The sequence below is a fragment of the Rhizobium leguminosarum bv. trifolii WSM2297 genome (genome assembly GCF_000271845.1).
Genome location: NZ_JH719395.1, coordinates 3284717 through 3301114, shown reverse-complemented (window position 1 = coordinate 3301114; position 16398 = coordinate 3284717). Strand labels below are relative to the sequence as shown.

Here is a 16398-nt window from a genome sequence, read left to right as displayed (position 1 = left end):
CAGTCAGTTCACTGCCGTCACGGTAAAACCCTGCTGGCGCAGCAGCTCGATGACGCCGGCCTTGCCCGGCAGGTGCAGGGCGCCGACGGCCATGAAGACGTTGCCGCCGTCGAGAATGGGGGCGGCGCGCTCGGCCATGACCTTGTTGCGGTCGAGGATGACGCGCTGCTCGAAGGCGGCGTAGTCGCTATCTTCGCCTTCCGTCTCCGGCGTCACGGTCTTCAGCATCGGCATGGTCATGCCGATATCGCCGGAGAGATAGAGGTCGGTCATCGTTTCCACCACATCGCTCATCTTGTCGCCGAGCTCCAGCGTCTCGATCAGCGACTTCAGATGGAATTCGATCGGCAGGTCGGCCATCGCCTGGATCTGTTCGGCAAGCGTTTCCAGCCCCTTGACCTGTTTGCCCTGAGCAACGGCGTCGGTGGCAATCTTCTGGTCGAGGAACTGCACGCCATTGGCCTTGCGGGCGATCTCGCAGGCCGGCAGGGCGACGGCGCTCGAGATCATCCAGGGCCGCATGCGGGAGACTGCACCGAGCGGAATGCCGCGCTGCTTCAGGCCGGCTTCGAGGCGCTTGTAGTCCTCGGGGGAGAGCAGCTTGTCGATCGTCGTGCCGTCGGTGAACATCGTCAGTTCCGGCTTTGCGAGCAGGGCCGCGGTCGCCTTGCGTTCGTCGAGGATCTCGTCGGATTCGATGATGATCGTATTGGCCGCGTCGTGGGCTGCCTGGGCGCGCGGCGGCAGGGCCAGCACGCGCGGATCAGTGACATGCATGCTGCCGAGCAGCCATGAAGGCTGAAGGCCTGCTTTCTCGATCTTCCAGAAGACGCCCTTGCCGTTTGGCGTCGCGTCGGCTTCCTTCAGCGCTTCGGCGTAGCGTGCGGGATCGTTCTGCTGCAGCTCGACCATCAGGTTGCGGCCGGTGCAGGCTGCCTCTTCGGCCGCCGCCGGCCTTGCCGTGAGGAAGGCGACAAACAAGGCCGCAAGCAGCAGCATATGAAAGGCTGCGATCAACCAGAGCAGCAGATTGCCCGGCGCTACGAAATGAAACGTCCGGCGGCCGATTGATGTCGTCATGATGGTTCCGATCACATGCCTTATACGTGTCATGCTGTACGCCCGGCTTGCGCATTTTCCCTTAAGAGAAAACGTTAACGAAGGTTTACGCGCGCGGGTGGGCACGATCATACACTTCCAGCAGCCGCGAGGCATCCACCCCAGTGTAGACCTGTGTCGTGGAAAGGCTGGCATGGCCGAGCAGTTCCTGGATGGTGCGCAGATCACCCCCACCGGCAAGGAGGTGGGTGGCGAAGGAGTGGCGAAGCGCGTGCGGCGTTGCCGTCTCCGGCAGGCCGAAGGCGCTGCGCAGCTTCTGCATGGCGCGCTGGATGATCGCCGGCTGCAGCTTGCCGCCGCGGGCGCCGCGAAACAGCGGCTCGCCGGGCTCGAGATCATAGGGGCAGAGCGTGCGATATTTCTCGACCGCGTCGAAAACGACGGAGAGCAGCGGCACCAGCCGCGTCTTGTTGCCCTTGCCGGTAATGCGCAGCGTTGTGGCGCCCTTCTTCAGGTCTGAAGGAATGAGATCCAGCGCTTCGGAGATGCGCAGGCCGCAACCATAAAGCAGCGTCATGACAGCCGCATCGCGCGCGGCGATCCAGGGTTCATCGTGGAGCTGGGCTTCGTTGCTGACGACGGTGATCGCCTGCGTATCCGAGAGCGGCTTCGGCAGCGATTTCGGCTGTTTCGGCGAGCGGATCGCTCCGGCGCCGGCGGCATTGACCAGGCCCTTCTTTTCAAGATGGCGCAACAGCGAACGAAGGCCGGCGAGATTGCGGCCAAGCGAGCGGGCGCCGGAGCCCTGTTTGCGCCGGGCCGCCAGAAAGGCGCGGAAATCGGCGGGACGCAATTCCCTGATATCGCCAAGCGTCGCCGGACCGGCGAGATGACCAGTCAGGAAGGTCAGGAATTGGCGTGTGTCGCGCTCATAGGCATCGAGTGTATGCTCGGAAAGACGGCGCTCGCGGGCGAGATTTTCGAGCCATGCGGCCCGTTCCGCCATCAGGCTGGGATCGGCTATAACAAGCAGTTCGTTCACGTCGCGGGGCCTTGAATTTGCCTTCAAGTCCGCCAATTTGAAGCAGGAACGGTTATGGAATTGCTAATGCCGGCCAAGCCTTTGTCATCCTTAGATCATATTCCACTGCGATAGCTTATAGCCCATAGACAGGATCTTTCATGGCACGGCGCGATTCCATGACGGCTTTCGGACAGCTCGCGGAAGCTATCGCTCTCGTTTCACAGGGAAAGCCCGGTCATATCGTCGATACGCTGATTGCCGAACGCGGCCAGAGGATCGTGAAAAATCCGCTCTGGCCGGTCATGCGGCCGTTTCTCTACACGCTGTTGCGCTACAACAAGGCGATCGAATTTGCCAATGCGGTTGCCAAGATGCCGGGCTTCCAGTCGTTCGAATATCTGAGCGACGTGCTGAAACTCGATATCGGCATCACCAATGGCGAACGCATTCCCGATGCCGGCGGCTTCATTCTGGTCAGCAACCACCCGACCGGCATTGCCGACGGTGTCGCCGTGTTCGATCTCCTGAAGACGCGCCGGCCGGATATGATGTTCTTTGCCAATCGCGATGCGATCCGCGTCAATCCGCGGTTTGCCGAGATGATCATTCCCGTCGAATGGCGGGAAGAGCACAAGAGCAAGCTCAAGGCGCGCGAAACGCTGCAATTGACCAACCACGCGGTCAGGGAAGGCAAGGCGACGGTACTCTTCCCATCAGGCCGCATTGCCTACTGGGCGAACGGCCGGCTGAACGAGCGCCCGTGGAAGACCTCGGCCGTCGGGCTGGCGCGCAAATACAATCTGCCGATCCTTCCCGTGCACATGACGGCGCGCAATTCCGGCCTGTTTTATTGGCTGGCGAAATGGTCGACGGAACTTCGCGACATGACGGTGTTCCACGAATTGTTGAATAAACGCGGCGACCGCTTCGATTTCGTGATCGGCAATCTTATTCCAGCCGAACATCTGGACGGCGACCTCAACGAGGTGACCAAGGCGCTGGAGAAGCATACGGTGCACGATATGGCTAGGGATGGCGACGCGACCTTCGTGCCGGTCAGCCTTCCGGCTGCAGCAACGCCTCGCGAGCTTGCCGTTCCTGTGGTCTAAATAGGTTTTGCCATGTCGGTCGACATCCGAGTGATCTGCGATCGATTGCCGTGGGAGATTGCCGACCTCGAAAGCGAGGCCCGGCAAGAGGGTCATCTGCATATCGCTCGTCTTATTGACGAATGGTCGGCCGGCGACGTCAGGTTCGAGCGCGACGGCGAAAGGCTGCTTGGCGCCTATGTCGGGGAGGCGCTTGCCGGCATCGGCGGCATGACCGTCGAACCCGGCCTATCCGGAGCGTTGCGGATGCGGCGTTTCTACATCCGTCCCGAGATGCGCGGGCACGGCATCGGCCGGCTGCTGGCCCTGGCTCTGCTCAATCACGGGCGGGATTTCTGCAGTGTCGTCACCGTTCATCCGGGTAATCCCGGCGCAGCCAGGTTCTGGAAGGCTCTTGGGTTTCAGCCCTGCGCGCCGGACAGCGATACGCTTTGTCTCGAAATTGCAGACATCCCCTCCTTTCGGCCTGTTTCAGGCTCGTTCTTTACGCCTTAAGCTTCAGGCTCCGATCTCTTTGAGACGAATGGCCTGACGCGCCAGCAGCCGCTCGACATCGGCAATATCGAGCGCCGAAAGCTTGGCGCCTGGCTTTCGCAGGGTGGCGGACCTGATCACGCCGCGCTTGGCAAGAACGTATTTTCGGGAGGCAAGCCCGATGCCCTGCTGCTGTTCGTAGCGGGCGAGCGGCAGATAGGCGTCGAAGATTTCGTGGGCGCGATCCTGATTTCCGGCCGCATATGCCGCCACGACGCCGACCATCATCTCGGGATAACAAAAACCGGTCATTGCGCCATCGGCGCCGCGGCCCATCTCTTCGGGCAGGAAAAGCCCGCCATTGCCGCAGAGAATGGAGATGCGCCGCATGGCACCGTTGTCCCTGGCGACGCGAAGCGCTGAGATCTTTGCAAGGCCCGGCCAATCCTCGTGCTTGAGCATGACGCAATTTGGCACCTCGTTGACGATGCGCTCGATAACCTTTGGCGCGATCGTCACATTGGTGGTGAGCGGATAATCCTGCAGCACGAAAGGCGTATCGCCGAGGGCTTCGCCGACCGACTGGTAGAAGGCGAAGGCCTGGTCGTCGGTTTTGATGGTCCAGGGCGGCGCGACCATGACGCCGGCAGCACCTTCGCCCATGACCGCTTCGGCAAGTTCGCGCATCGGCGCAAGCCCCGGCGCCGAGACGCCGACGACGACGGGAAGCCGCCCGTCGAGGCGTTTAAGTACACGCTCGACCACCTTCCGCGATTCCTCGGCGGTCAGCTTCGGGGCCTCGCCGAGTTGGCCGAGCACCGTCAGGCCGGCGACGCCGGCGGCCTCGTAGAAATCGACCATGCTGTCGATACTATCGAGATCGAGCGCGCCGTCATCGGTGAACGGGGTAACGGCAATCACATAGACGCCCTTAGCATCTTCGGTCAGTCTGGCCATTGGTGCTCTCCACTTCAGCGGCCGAAGAACACGGCTTCGGCATTTCGAAAGGTCTTCCGGCAATCTATGCGGCCAATCGCTTGCCCGGCAACCCCGTTCGTTCGGGGTACGTTCGATCTCGACAGAGCTCAGTCGTTCACACTCGATGCCAGAGGCGCCGCCTCTTCTTTGCGGTTCCAATTGCATCGATTTGCGGGCATGGTCTCGCCCGATGAGCACAGATTCGTCCGATCTCTTTGGCGCGCTTTTCGAGGCACCGCCCGCGAACCGAACGGTTCCCGTGCTGGTGCCGATGCCGGCGCCCAAACCCTATTCCTATTCGGTGCCGGATGGCATGGCGGTCGAGCCGGGCTCGGTCGTGCAGGTGCCGCTCGGGCCGCGGCAGGTGATCGGCGTCGTCTGGGAGGGCGGCGAGGACGGCGTCGATCCGAAGAAGCTCCGTCCGATCAGCCATGTCTTCGACTGCCCGCCGCTTTCCCGGGAGATGCGCGATTTCATCGACTGGGTTGCGGCCTATACGCTCTCGCCGCCCGGCCTCGTCGCCCGTATGGCGCTGAGGGCACCGAACGCCTTCGAGCCGGAGCCGATGGTCGAGGGACTGAAATTCGTCGGCGGCGAGCCGGAGCGGATGACGCCGGCGCGTGCCCGGGTGCTCGACACGGCCTTCGACGGGTTGTCCTGGACACGCAGCGGCCTGGCACATGCGGCGGGTGTTTCGACCAGCGTCGTCGACGGGCTGATCACGCTCGGCATCTTCGAAACGATATTTTTGTCGCCGCCGCCGGTCGTGGCATTGCCCGACCCGGAATTTGCGGCCGCACGTCTCGAAGGGCCGCAAAAGGAGGCGGCAGCGGAGATCGTTTCCGACGTCCGCAAGGGCGAGTTTTCGGTGTCGCTGATCGACGGGGTGACGGGATCCGGCAAGACCGAGGTCTATTTCGAGGCGATCGCCGAGACGCTGAAACGCGGCAAGCAGGTGCTGATCCTGCTGCCGGAGATCGCGCTGACGGCAAGTTTCATGGAGCGCTTCCAGGATCGCTTCGGGGCAAAGCCGGCCGAATGGCATTCCGATCTCGCGCCGCGCATGCGCGAAAAGGTCTGGCGCCAGGCGGTGACCGGCGAGGTGCGCGTCGTGGCCGGCGCCCGCTCGGCGCTGTTCCTGCCCTTCGAGGATCTCGGCCTGATCATCGTCGACGAGGAGCACGATCCCGCCTACAAGCAGGAGGATCGCGTCTTCTACAATGCCCGCGACATGGCCGTGGTGCGCGGCCGCATCGGCGATTTTCCGGTGATCCTGGTGTCGGCGACGCCGTCGGTTGAAAGCCAGGTCAACGGGCAGAGCGGGCGCTACAGCACCGTCCACCTGCCGACGCGGTTCGGCGATGCGGCGCTGCCGGACCTGCATCTGGTCGATATGCGCCGGCACGCGCCGGAGCGCGGCGGTTTCCTGTCGCCGGTGCTGATCCGGGCGATCGGCAAGACGGTGGAGAAGCGCGAACAGGCACTGCTCTTTCTCAACCGCCGCGGTTATGCGCCGCTGACGCTCTGCCGGGTCTGCGGCCATCGCTTCCAATGCCCGCAATGTTCGAGCTGGCTGGTCGAACATCGCTTCCGCAAACAGCTGCAATGCCATCAATGCGGCCATGCCGAGCGCACGCCGGAGGCATGCCCGGAATGCGGCACGCTCGACCATCTGGTTGCCTGCGGTCCGGGCGTCGAGCGCATCGCCGAGGAGGTGGAGCGTCATTTCCCGGAGGCGCGAACGATCGTTCTCTCCTCCGATATCATGGGCGGGGTGAAGCGGCTGCGGCTGGAGTTGGAGGCGATCGCCAAGGGTGAGGCCGATATCGTCATCGGCACCCAGCTCGTCGCCAAGGGCCATAATTTTCCGCTGATGACGCTGGTCGGCATCGTCGATGCCGACCTCGGCCTGGCCAATGGCGATCCGCGCGCGGCCGAACGCACCTTCCAGCTTTTGTCGCAGGTGACCGGCCGGGCCGGGCGCACCGGCCTGAAAAGTCATGGGCTGCTGCAGACCTACCAGCCGCAGCATCCGGTCATGCAGGCGATTGTCTCAGGCGATTCCGACGCCTTTTATGAGCGCGAGATCAGCGAACGCGAACGCGCCATATTGCCACCCTTCGGCAGGCTCGCCTCGATCATCGTCTCGGCCGAAACCCGCCACGATGCCGAAAACCATGCGCGCGGCATGCGCAATGCGGCGCCGCAGATTTCAGGCATCTCGGTGCTCGGCCCGGCCGAAGCCCCGCTGGCGCTGGTGCGCGGCCGCCACCGCTTCCGCCTTTTGGTGCACGGCCGGCGCAACGCCGACATGCAGGGGTTCCTGCGGGCGATGCTGTCGCAATCGCCCAAGGAGCGCGGATCGGTGCAGGTGCAGCTCGACATCGATCCGCAGAGTTTTCTCTAAAACATAACGCCGCCATTTCCTCCTTTTCCCACGCATGCCATAAAACACCGAATCATCCGGGCGATTTGGGGCTGATGCATGGATTTCTATTTTCCGACCGAGCTTGGCGAGCAGCTTGCCTTTTGCTCTGCCGCTTTTACGGCGCTCGCCGGTTTCATCATGATGTTTGCGCCGGGCCAGACCTTCCGTCTTCTCGGCCTCCAGGCGCAGGAGGGACGGCCGGAAGGTTTTGGCGAGGGTCGCTCGATGGGCGGTTTCTATCTCGGCTTCGGCCTGTCGGCGATCATGCTCGCTCAGGACTGGATTTACATGGCGCTCGGCGCCTCCTTTGCGATGGCGGCCTTTGCCCGTGTTATCTCGATCCTGTCCGATAAGGGGAGTAATCTCGTCAACTATTTACTCCTGGTTGTGCAAATTGCCTTGGCTGCGTTACCGCTGCTCTATGTTTTCGGCTTCATCCAAACGTGAATCTTGCCGTCCGCAGACGGCTTCTCCGGCCTGCTTCCAGACCATTGCGCAATTTTGCGAACAGAAATTCATGTGAAAGGCGTATTCGGGCGTTACGCGTGTTGCGAGTCCGAACATCCTATGTTAGACGGACCCCGAATTTCGGAAGAAGCAAGAGGCTTCTCTTGTGATTTCTGGGGGAAATCAAAACGAATTCAAGATCATAGGTTCGGCGCCCGCCGAGAGCCGGATTTTGGATTGAAATCAGGGAAATTTGTGCCAGTGGCAGACACGTCCCAGCTTACATCTGGTGTTGCCGAGCGCTATGCCTCGTCGCTTTTCGATCTGGCGCTCGAGCAGGGCGCCGTCGACAGCGTAACCGCCGATCTTGACCGTTTCCAGGCCATGCTGGACGAGAGCGCCGATCTGAAGCGCTTCGTCGCAAGCCCGGTTTTCTCTGCCGAGGACCAGTTGAAGGCGATCATCGCCATCAGCGAGAAGGCCGGAATCAGCGGCTTCTTCGCCAATTTCCTGAAGGTTGTGGCGCGCAACCGCCGCCTGTTTGCCCTGCCGGGCATGATCAGGGCCTTCCGCCTGATCGCCGCGAACCATCGCGGTGAAATCTCCGCCGAGGTCACCTCGGCGCATGCGCTTTCGCAAGCGCAGGAAACCGAATTGAAGGTGGCACTCAAGAGCGTTACCGGCAAAGACGTGACGATTGCCGTCACGGTTGATCCGTCAATTCTTGGTGGTCTGATCGTTAAGGTCGGGTCCCGCCAGATTGATACGTCTCTTCGTACCAAACTCTCCACTCTTAAGCTCGCATTGAAAGAGGTTGGCTGATGGATATCCGCGCCGCGGAAATTTCCGCAATTCTCAAAGACCAGATCAAAAATTTCGGCAAAGAGGCAGAAGTCTCGGAAGTCGGCCAGGTTCTCTCCGTCGGTGACGGTATCGCCCGCGTCTACGGTCTGGACAATGTCCAGGCCGGTGAAATGGTCGAGTTCCCGGGCGGCATCCGCGGTATGGCGCTGAACCTCGAATCCGACAATGTCGGCGTCGTCATCTTCGGCTCCGACCGCGACATCAAGGAAGGCGACACCGTCAAGCGGACCGGCGCCATCGTCGACGTTCCGGTTGGTCCGGAACTGCTCGGCCGCGTCGTTGACGCGCTCGGCAACCCGATCGACGGCAAGGGCCCGATCAACGCGACGCGCCGTTCGCGCGTCGACGTCAAGGCTCCCGGCATCATTCCGCGCAAGTCGGTTCATGAGCCGATGTCGACGGGCCTCAAGGCCATCGATGCGCTGATCCCGGTCGGCCGCGGCCAGCGCGAACTGGTCATCGGCGACCGCCAGACCGGCAAGACCGCCATTCTTCTCGATGCCTTCCTCAACCAGAAGGCCATTCACGACAACGGCCCGGAAGGCGAAAAGCTTTACTGCGTCTACGTCGCCATCGGCCAGAAGCGTTCGACCGTTGCCCAGTTCGTCAAGGTGCTCGAAGAGCGCGGCGCGCTGAAGTATTCGATCATCGTTGCCGCCACCGCTTCCGACCCGGCGCCGATGCAGTATCTGGCACCGTTTGCCGGCTGCGCCATGGGTGAATATTTCCGCGACAACGGCATGCATGCGCTGATCGGTTACGACGACCTGTCGAAGCAGGCCGTGTCCTACCGCCAGATGTCGCTGCTGCTGCGCCGCCCGCCGGGCCGCGAAGCCTATCCGGGCGACGTTTTCTACCTGCATTCGCGCCTGCTCGAGCGCGCTGCGAAGATGAACGACGATCAGGGCGCCGGTTCGCTGACCGCTCTGCCGGTCATCGAGACGCAGGGCAACGACGTTTCGGCCTTCATTCCGACCAACGTGATTTCGATCACCGACGGCCAGATCTTCCTCGAAACCGACCTGTTCTACCAGGGTATCCGCCCGGCCGTGAACGTCGGTCTCTCGGTTTCCCGCGTCGGTTCGTCGGCGCAGATCAAAGCGATGAAGCAGGTTGCCGGCTCGATCAAGGGTGAACTCGCCCAGTATCGCGAAATGGCCGCCTTCGCCCAGTTCGGTTCGGACCTCGACGCTGCGACGCAGCGCCTTCTGAACCGTGGCGCACGTCTGACCGAACTCCTGAAGCAGCCGCAGTTCTCGCCGCTGAAGACGGAAGAGCAGGTCGCCGTGATTTTCGCCGGCGTCAACGGCTATCTCGACAAGCTGCCGGTCGCATCGGTCGGCAAGTTCGAGCAGGGCTTCCTTTCGTACCTGCGTTCGGAAGGCTCCGCCATCCTCGACGCAATCCGCACGGAAAAGGCAATCAGCGATGATACCAGGGGCAAGCTCACTGCTGCTCTCGATAGCTTCGCAAAGTCTTTCTCGTAATCGGGCCCTAAGTTAGGACGGATAACGGATGCCTTCACTTAAGGATCTGAAAAACCGGATCGCCTCCGTCAAGGCGACGCAGAAGATCACCAAGGCGATGAAAATGGTCGCCGCGGCGAAGCTTCGGCGTGCGCAGGAGGCGGCCGAGGCCGCCAGGCCCTATTCGCAGCGCATGGGTGCGGTTCTGGCGAACATCGCCAATGCCGTCACCGATGCCGATGGCGCGCCGACACTGATGACCGGCACCGGCAAGGACCAGGTGCATCTGCTGGTCGTCTGCACCGCCGAACGCGGTCTATGCGGTGGCTTCAATTCGCAGATTGCGCGTTTTGCCCGCGATCACGTCCGCAGGCTGATTGCCGAGGGCAAGACGGTGAAGATCTTCACCGTCGGCAAGAAGGGTTACGACATCCTTCGCCGCGAATATGCTTCGCTGATCGTCGAGCGCAAGGAACTGCGCGACGTCAAGCGCATCGGCTTCGAGAATGCCGACCAGATCGGCAAGCGTCTCATTGAGATGTACGAGGCCGGCGAGTTCGACGTCTGCACGCTGTTCTACTCCGAGTTCAAATCGGTGATCTCGCAGATTCCGACGGCGCAGCAGCTTATTCCCGCCCAGGCTCCTGACGTTGTTGCCGAGGATGAAGCCCATGCCGGCGCCGTCTACGAATACGAGCCGGATCCGGCGTCGATCCTCGACGATCTGATCCCGCGCAACATCTCCGTCCAGGTCTTCCGCGCGCTCCTCGAGAACGTCGCCGGCGAAATGGGCGCCAAGATGAGCGCGATGGACAATGCGACGCGTAATGCCGGTGAGATGATCAATAAGCTGACGCTGAGCTACAACCGCCAGCGTCAGGCGCAGATCACCAAGGAACTCATTGAAATCATTTCGGGCGCGGAAGCGCTCTGAAGCTAGGAAAAGAGGGTCAGAAAATGGCTGAGGCAGCTACCCCCAAGATCGGCTCTGTCGGCAGAGTCACCCAGGTTATCGGCGCCGTCGTCGACGTTGCTTTCGAAGGCGAACTGCCGAAGATCCTGAACGCCCTGGAAACCACCAACAACGGCAACCGTCTGGTTCTCGAAGTTGCGCAGCACCTTGGCGAAAACGAAGTCCGCACCATCGCGATGGACTCGAGCGAAGGTCTCGTTCGCGGCCAGCAAGTGACCGACACCGGTGAACCGATCCTGGTTCCGGTCGGCAACGAGACGCTCGGCCGCATCATGAACGTCATCGGTGAGCCGGTCGACGAAGCCGGTCCGCTGGTCACCGCCCACAAGCGCGCCATCCACCAGGACGCACCTTCTTACGTCGAACAGTCGACGGAAGCACAGATCCTAGTCACCGGCATCAAGGTCGTCGACCTTCTGGCGCCCTATGCACGCGGCGGCAAGATCGGCCTGTTCGGCGGCGCCGGCGTCGGCAAGACCGTTCTGATCATGGAACTGATCAACAACGTCGCCAAGGCGCATGGTGGTTATTCGGTTTTCGCGGGCGTCGGTGAACGCACCCGCGAAGGCAACGACCTTTACCATGAAATGATCGAATCGAACGTCAACAAGCATGGCGGCGGCGAAGGCTCGAAGGCCGCGCTGGTTTACGGCCAGATGAACGAACCGCCGGGCGCTCGCGCCCGCGTCGCTCTGACCGGCCTGACGGTCGCCGAACATTTCCGCGATCAGGGCCAGGACGTTCTGTTCTTCGTCGATAACATCTTCCGCTTCACCCAGGCAGGCTCCGAAGTGTCGGCTCTGCTCGGCCGCATCCCGTCGGCCGTCGGTTATCAGCCGACGCTCGCAACCGACATGGGCCAGATGCAGGAGCGCATCACCACGACGACGACCGGCTCGATCACCTCGGTCCAGGCCATTTACGTTCCGGCCGACGACTTGACCGACCCGGCGCCGGCAACCTCGTTCGCGCACCTTGACGCGACGACGGTTCTGTCGCGCTCGATCGCTGAAAAGGGCATCTACCCGGCCGTCGATCCGCTCGACTCGACCTCGCGCATGCTCGACCCGCTGGTCGTCGGCGAAGAGCACTACGAAGTCGCCCGTAAGGTCCAGTCGACGCTGCAGCGCTACAAGGCCCTGCAGGACATCATCGCCATCCTGGGCATGGACGAACTGTCCGAAGAGGACAAGATCGCTGTTGCCCGCGCCCGCAAGATCGAGCGTTTCCTGTCGCAGCCGTTCTTCGTCGCCGAAGTCTTCACCGGCTCGCCGGGCAAGCTGGTTGCTCTCGAAGACACGATCAAGGGCTTCAAGGGTCTCGTCAGCGGCGAGTACGATCACCTGCCGGAGGCTGCCTTCTACATGGTCGGCTCGATGGAAGAGGCGATCGAAAAGGCCAAGAAGCTCGCAGCTGCTTGATGAGCGACGCGCTAGACGAGATATTCTGCTGCGATTCCCTGAAAGGGGTCGTGGCGGATCTTCCGGAACCAGCCGCGCCGACCATCTATCGCGCCGATAACGGCGTGCTGATGATGGTGGTCGGTCTGGTCCAGAGCGAGGAAGGCCTCGGTTATCTCGACCAAGCGATAATGCACTGCCCGTTCTGCGGGACCCAATTGCAAGATGCGAAAGCCATAGCCGAGAAGGTAAGTCACTGATGGCTGACAATTTCAACTTTGAGCTCGTTTCGCCGGAGCGTCTGCTGCTGTCGGAGATGGTGACCGAGGTCGTCATTCCCGCGACGGAAGGCGAAATGACCGTCATGGCGCACCATGCGCCGACGATGACGACAGTCAAGCCCGGTGTCGTGAGCGTGCGTTCGGCCTCCGGCAAGAAGCAGGACTATGTCGTATTCGGCGGTTTTGCCGATATCCTGCCGACCGGCTGCACATTGCTTGCCGAATCCGCCGTTCCGGTCGAGGAACTCCACAAGGACGAGCTGACCCGTCGCATTGAAGCTGCCCGCCTGGAGCTCGAACATGCCGAGCTGCACGAACACAAGTCGAAGCTCGAGCACTTCATCATGGAACTGACGCATCTGAGCGGCATCGTTCAACAGGACTGATCGCAATCGACTGCGATGATCAAAGGCGGCTCAACAGCCGCCTTTTTTGTGTCCGTTGATCGGCAGGCGGATGACAGCGCCATCGGACGGCTTCATCTTGTAAAGAGTGGCCGCTTTGCCGATGCCTCTCAGAGACCGGTATGCCTCAGAAGCCGGTGCCGCCGCGCAGCTCGATGACCAGTGTCTTCAATAAAATCTTCAAGTCGAGCAACAGGCTGAAATTCCGGACATAGTAGATGTCGCAGGCGATGCGGGCGCGAGCTTGCAACGGTCGCGCCGTCGGGCCGCGCCAGCCGCGCGTCTGCGCGAGGCCGGTGATGCCGGGGCGCATGATGTGGCGTTGGTGGTAGTCCGGCACCAGTTCCTCATAGAGCCTGCCGGCTGCACGCATATTGATCGCATGGCAGCGCGGACCGACCAGCGACATCTCGCCGACAAGCACGTTGAAAAGCTGCGGCAGTTCGTCGATGTTGGTCCTTCGAAGCACCGCGCCGATGGAGGTCATACGGCTGTCGCCCTTGACGGTCTGTTGAATGCCGCTCGGATCACAATCTTCGGCGCGCATCGAGCGGAACTTGAAGACCATGATCTTCCGGCCGTTCAGTCCCCAGCGGATCTGCCGAAAAAATACCGGACCGCCGTCGTCGAGTTTGATGAAGAGAGCGATCGCCAGAAAAAACGGCGCCAGCACGGTGAGGGCGCTGACTGAGGCGACGATGTCGAACAGCCGCTTCACGCCCAGTCGCATAGCCATCCTTCTGTCGACAGGCGAAAAGCTGCTCGGCTGGCGAATGTTCGAGTTCGCGACAACCAGGGTCCTGGTTTTGTCCTGACGCTGAGACGGATCGAAGCGTGAATTAGTCTTCGAAGTAAAAGCATTCATTACGCAAGGTCCACAAGATTAGCTGCGATACTGAACTACAGGGAGACAGATACATGCTCACGTATCGTTTGTCATCGGTATAAATAAGAATTCTGTAACCCTAAAGAAACCAAAAATGGGAGTATTCGCCGTTAACCTTAATGCTTGTAGTTGAGAAGAGTGAAAATTTATACTTTGAAAGGAGTAGCCCGATTGGGTTGGGTGGATGTCAGGCGGTTGCCGAAGTCGATCGCCGGTCTTTCCAGCAGGTGGTAGCTCAGGCTGGCGACGAGAAGGATAAGTGTGGCCGCCAGTCCGCAGGACTGCAGCCAGCCGGTGACGACATTTTCCGTGGACACCCCGAACGAACCGGGATCGAGCCTCTGGATCGAGATCAGGATGATCTCCTGCCAGATATAGATGCCGAAGGAGATCTTTGCGATGTAGCGGACGGGCGCATTGTCGAGCAGCCTGCCCAGGCGCTGCGAATGGCAGAGCGAAACCAGCGCCGTGGCGATCGCCAGCGGAAAGACCGGAAAGCCATAGGGGATATCGAGCCAGCCGTAGGCTTCGGGGGTGCCGCCGGGCGATATGACGAGGCGGTAGCCGGCAACGGCGAGGGCCAGCAGTGCTGCGGCATCCAACCAGAAGGTGGACCGTCTTTTGAGCATGACCTCGACGCCGGCGGCGAAGGCACCGAGAGCGAAGACGGCAAAGAAGCCGATCGGATTATATCTCGGCATCCACTCCTTCGCCCCGCCCTGGAGGCCGTATTGCCAGCCGCGTCCGATGTCGTCGAGCGGAAAGGCGATGAGGATCAGCAGATGGGCGAGGAGTACGCCTGAGATGACGCAAAGCCACGCCAAGCGGGCAAGCAGCGGACGCTGCCTGAGGAGAGGCAAACGAAACAGCAAGAGAAAGCAGGCCGGCAGGAGCACATAGCTGGTGACCTCGAAGGGAATGGACCAGAGCGGCCCGTCCGCTTCGACGGGAAACAATGTGCGCCAATGCCACTGGCTCATGAACAGCATCCCGGAGACGTAGCGCAGTGTCAGCTCCGGCGTCAGCGGCAGAGCAAGCAGCGTCAGGCTGAGGGCGAAGCTGACGGTTGCGGCCACCCAGAAGCCCGGCGCGATGCGCGCCGCTCTGCGGATGGTGTAATGGCGGAGGCTCGGCATATTGCCGCCCGCGTCGAGCGAGCGCCAGAAGGGATGGGCAAGAAGAAAGCCGCTGAGCACAAAGAAGATGGCGACGCCGAAATTGCCGAAGCGGAGGATGTTTGCGGTCGGTCCCAATTCGTCGGGAATTCTGCGCATATCCAGCCGGAGCGTCAGATGATGGGCAAGCACCAGAAGACAGGCCGTCGCGCGTAAAAAGTCGGCTCCGGCCAGTCGTTCCTGTTGTCGCATCGTGTTCCTCGCCCTACAGCGCCGTGCGTCTTAGCGACGCGCAAAGGCGCTGTAACACTTTGAATTACCACATCATTTTTCTTATAACCGATTCCGATTTAAGAAATCATGCAGTACCCGAGGACTTTGCCGCGGAACGCCGTGGCGGGCAAGATCAGGCCGGGCTCAGTCCAGCAGTTCGTTGGTATAATAGGTGGAAAAGTCCGGCTTCTCCTTGAGTGCGGCGCCATTCGCATCGACCAGGATGCCGTTCTCGAGGAGGAAGCCGCCGATGGCATCGGCCTTTGCCGGATCGAGGGTGCCGATCACACCCGCCTCGGACTTCAGGAAGTGTCCTTCGATCAGTGCCTTCTGCGACGCTTTCACCAATTCGGTGTTCATCAGCGCGCCGTTGCTCTCTGATATCAGCAGCGCGCAGGCTTCGTCGGGATGATCGACTGAGTAGGCATAACCCTGTCGCGTCGCCTGAATGAAAGCACGGGCATTGTCCCGATTGGTCGAGAGATAGGCGTCGCTGGAGACGATGACCGTGGTCTGCTCGTCGGGAATGCCATAATCGGAATAGTGGAAGCGGGCAATCTTGCGGTTTTCCAATTCGGCGGCAACGCCTTCCCAGGTATAGATCTCCAGGGTGAAATCGATCGAGCCATTGTCCAGCGCCTCGTAGGCGGAGGTGCCGAGCGTGACGGTCTTGACCTCGCCTTTGCCGCCATCGTTGCGGATCATCGCGGAGACCAGCGCGCTCTCCCAGGTGCCGCCAAAGCCGCCATAGGTCTTGCCGTCGAGATCCCTGGGGCTCTTGATGTCGTCGCGTCCGCCCTTGAAGATCAGCCGCGCTGTTTCGGTCTGCACGACGCCGTAGACCATCTTCACGTCGCCGCCGGCGGCGCGCTGCGTGATGGCCTCGATCTCGCTGCTGATGCCGAAGTCGGCGACGCCGTTCGATACCAGGGTTCCGGCGCTGGTGTCGGCAAAGGGAAGAATTTCGACATCGAGGCCGGCGGCGGCATAAAAACCCTTCGCCTTGGCGACATAGATGCCGATATGGTTGGTGTTGGGCGTCCAGTCGAGCGCGATGCGAGCCTTTGCGGGCGCCGACTGGGCGAAGGCCGGACGGCCGGCAAGGCTTGCCGCGATGGCAGTGAAGATCGTCTGGCGACGGGTGAGAAGCAGCATGGTGACCTCCTCAGGTCTCTAGAGCATGGTCCCGAAAGATGTGAGCGGTTTTCTCATGACAT

Annotated in this window: 16 protein-coding genes; 10 read left to right on the top strand and 6 right to left on the bottom strand. The window is 61.4% G+C overall.

Annotation, left to right across the window (positions count from 1 at the left end; translation table 11 throughout):
• Positions 1 to 3: 3 nt before the first annotated feature.
• Positions 4 to 1080, bottom strand: coding sequence for a TraB/GumN family protein (locus RLEG4DRAFT_RS31190; RefSeq protein WP_003582768.1), 1077 nt, complete (start codon positions 1078 to 1080; stop codon positions 4 to 6).
• Positions 1081 to 1165: 85 nt separating this feature from the next.
• Entirely contained in the window at positions 1166 to 2101 is a 936-nt protein-coding gene (locus tag RLEG4DRAFT_RS31185) for a tyrosine recombinase XerC (protein ID WP_003582767.1), read from the bottom strand.
• 140 nt (positions 2102 to 2241) lie between these two features.
• On the opposite strand from RLEG4DRAFT_RS31185, the gene RLEG4DRAFT_RS31180 reads away from it, so the two are divergent.
• Both RLEG4DRAFT_RS31180 and RLEG4DRAFT_RS31175 read left to right on the top strand, forming a co-directional pair.
• Complete coding sequence (locus RLEG4DRAFT_RS31180; protein ID WP_003582766.1) at positions 2242 to 3192, top strand: GNAT family N-acetyltransferase; 951 nt, start codon at positions 2242 to 2244, stop codon at positions 3190 to 3192.
• Positions 3193 to 3204: 12 nt separating this feature from the next.
• Positions 3205 to 3687: a GNAT family N-acetyltransferase gene (locus tag RLEG4DRAFT_RS31175; RefSeq protein ID WP_003582765.1), complete on the top strand. Its 483-nt coding sequence runs from the start codon at positions 3205 to 3207 to the stop codon at positions 3685 to 3687.
• 3 nt (positions 3688 to 3690) lie between these two features.
• Here the strand turns inward: RLEG4DRAFT_RS31175 and RLEG4DRAFT_RS31170 are convergent, their stop codons facing one another.
• Positions 3691 to 4623, bottom strand: a complete 933-nt coding sequence (locus RLEG4DRAFT_RS31170; RefSeq protein ID WP_003582764.1) for a dihydrodipicolinate synthase family protein — start codon at positions 4621 to 4623, stop codon at positions 3691 to 3693.
• A gap of 211 nt (positions 4624 to 4834) precedes the next feature.
• Between RLEG4DRAFT_RS31170 and RLEG4DRAFT_RS31165 the strand changes: the two genes are divergently transcribed.
• The 8 genes from RLEG4DRAFT_RS31165 to RLEG4DRAFT_RS31130 all read left to right on the top strand — a co-directional run bounded on the left by RLEG4DRAFT_RS31165 (position 4835) and on the right by RLEG4DRAFT_RS31130 (position 12889).
• Complete coding sequence (locus RLEG4DRAFT_RS31165; RefSeq protein WP_003582763.1) at positions 4835 to 7051, top strand: primosomal protein N'; 2217 nt, start codon at positions 4835 to 4837, stop codon at positions 7049 to 7051.
• A 78-nt stretch (positions 7052 to 7129) separates the two neighbouring features.
• Positions 7130 to 7519 carry a DUF4345 family protein gene (locus tag RLEG4DRAFT_RS31160; RefSeq protein WP_003582762.1) on the top strand — a complete coding sequence of 130 codons (390 nt, stop codon included), beginning with the start codon at positions 7130 to 7132 and terminating at the stop codon, positions 7517 to 7519.
• 255 nt (positions 7520 to 7774) lie between these two features.
• Entirely contained in the window at positions 7775 to 8341 is a 567-nt protein-coding gene (locus RLEG4DRAFT_RS31155; RefSeq protein ID WP_003582760.1) for a F0F1 ATP synthase subunit delta, read from the top strand.
• Positions 8341 to 9870, top strand: a complete 1530-nt coding sequence (atpA, locus tag RLEG4DRAFT_RS31150) for a F0F1 ATP synthase subunit alpha (RefSeq protein ID WP_003567202.1) — start codon at positions 8341 to 8343, stop codon at positions 9868 to 9870. Before RLEG4DRAFT_RS31155 ends, atpA begins: the two co-directional genes overlap by 1 nt.
• Before the next feature lie 28 nt (positions 9871 to 9898).
• Positions 9899 to 10783, top strand: a complete 885-nt coding sequence (locus RLEG4DRAFT_RS31145; protein WP_003582759.1) for a F0F1 ATP synthase subunit gamma — start codon at positions 9899 to 9901, stop codon at positions 10781 to 10783.
• 23 nt (positions 10784 to 10806) lie between these two features.
• Positions 10807 to 12243, top strand: a complete 1437-nt coding sequence (gene atpD / locus RLEG4DRAFT_RS31140; protein ID WP_003582758.1) for a F0F1 ATP synthase subunit beta — start codon at positions 10807 to 10809, stop codon at positions 12241 to 12243.
• Positions 12243 to 12482 carry a hypothetical protein gene (locus RLEG4DRAFT_RS31135; protein WP_003567196.1) on the top strand — a complete coding sequence of 80 codons (240 nt, stop codon included), beginning with the start codon at positions 12243 to 12245 and terminating at the stop codon, positions 12480 to 12482. The genes atpD and RLEG4DRAFT_RS31135 overlap by 1 nt, the downstream gene beginning before the upstream one ends.
• Positions 12482 to 12889 (top strand): F0F1 ATP synthase subunit epsilon, encoded by a 408-nt coding sequence (locus tag RLEG4DRAFT_RS31130; protein ID WP_003567194.1) that lies wholly within the window; start codon positions 12482 to 12484, stop codon positions 12887 to 12889. Before RLEG4DRAFT_RS31135 ends, RLEG4DRAFT_RS31130 begins: the two co-directional genes overlap by 1 nt.
• 145 nt (positions 12890 to 13034) lie before the next feature.
• Here RLEG4DRAFT_RS31130 and RLEG4DRAFT_RS31125 read toward each other — a convergent pair whose 3' ends face one another.
• From RLEG4DRAFT_RS31125 to RLEG4DRAFT_RS31115, 3 genes are all read right to left on the bottom strand, one after another.
• Complete coding sequence (locus tag RLEG4DRAFT_RS31125; protein ID WP_003582757.1) at positions 13035 to 13772, bottom strand: sugar transferase; 738 nt, start codon at positions 13770 to 13772, stop codon at positions 13035 to 13037.
• 167 nt (positions 13773 to 13939) lie between these two features.
• Entirely contained in the window at positions 13940 to 15160 is a 1221-nt protein-coding gene (locus RLEG4DRAFT_RS31120) for an acyltransferase family protein (protein WP_003582756.1), read from the bottom strand.
• A gap of 165 nt (positions 15161 to 15325) precedes the next feature.
• Positions 15326 to 16336, bottom strand: a complete 1011-nt coding sequence (locus RLEG4DRAFT_RS31115; protein ID WP_003582755.1) for an ABC transporter substrate-binding protein — start codon at positions 16334 to 16336, stop codon at positions 15326 to 15328.
• Positions 16337 to 16398: the final 62 nt, after the last annotated feature.

What these genes read in the sequence shown, in the direction of transcription:
- RLEG4DRAFT_RS31165 (WP_003582763.1), top strand. Translation starts at nt 4,835, where the DNA reads ATGAGCACAGATTCGTCCGATCTCTTTGGCGCGCTTTTCGAGGCACCG.
- RLEG4DRAFT_RS31170 (WP_003582764.1), bottom strand. Translation starts at nt 4,623, where the DNA reads ATGGCCAGACTGACCGAAGATGCTAAGGGCGTCTATGTGATTGCCGTT.
- RLEG4DRAFT_RS31120 (WP_003582756.1), bottom strand. Translation starts at nt 15,160, where the DNA reads ATGCGACAACAGGAACGACTGGCCGGAGCCGACTTTTTACGCGCGACG.
- RLEG4DRAFT_RS31160 (WP_003582762.1), top strand. Translation starts at nt 7,130, where the DNA reads ATGGATTTCTATTTTCCGACCGAGCTTGGCGAGCAGCTTGCCTTTTGC.
- atpA (WP_003567202.1), top strand. Translation starts at nt 8,341, where the DNA reads ATGGATATCCGCGCCGCGGAAATTTCCGCAATTCTCAAAGACCAGATC.
- RLEG4DRAFT_RS31125 (WP_003582757.1), bottom strand. Translation starts at nt 13,772, where the DNA reads ATGAATGCTTTTACTTCGAAGACTAATTCACGCTTCGATCCGTCTCAG.
- RLEG4DRAFT_RS31190 (WP_003582768.1), bottom strand. Translation starts at nt 1,080, where the DNA reads ATGACGACATCAATCGGCCGCCGGACGTTTCATTTCGTAGCGCCGGGC.
- RLEG4DRAFT_RS31130 (WP_003567194.1), top strand. Translation starts at nt 12,482, where the DNA reads ATGGCTGACAATTTCAACTTTGAGCTCGTTTCGCCGGAGCGTCTGCTG.
- atpD (WP_003582758.1), top strand. Translation starts at nt 10,807, where the DNA reads ATGGCTGAGGCAGCTACCCCCAAGATCGGCTCTGTCGGCAGAGTCACC.
- RLEG4DRAFT_RS31180 (WP_003582766.1), top strand. Translation starts at nt 2,242, where the DNA reads ATGGCACGGCGCGATTCCATGACGGCTTTCGGACAGCTCGCGGAAGCT.
- RLEG4DRAFT_RS31145 (WP_003582759.1), top strand. Translation starts at nt 9,899, where the DNA reads ATGCCTTCACTTAAGGATCTGAAAAACCGGATCGCCTCCGTCAAGGCG.
- RLEG4DRAFT_RS31115 (WP_003582755.1), bottom strand. Translation starts at nt 16,336, where the DNA reads ATGCTGCTTCTCACCCGTCGCCAGACGATCTTCACTGCCATCGCGGCA.
- RLEG4DRAFT_RS31135 (WP_003567196.1), top strand. Translation starts at nt 12,243, where the DNA reads ATGAGCGACGCGCTAGACGAGATATTCTGCTGCGATTCCCTGAAAGGG.
- RLEG4DRAFT_RS31175 (WP_003582765.1), top strand. Translation starts at nt 3,205, where the DNA reads ATGTCGGTCGACATCCGAGTGATCTGCGATCGATTGCCGTGGGAGATT.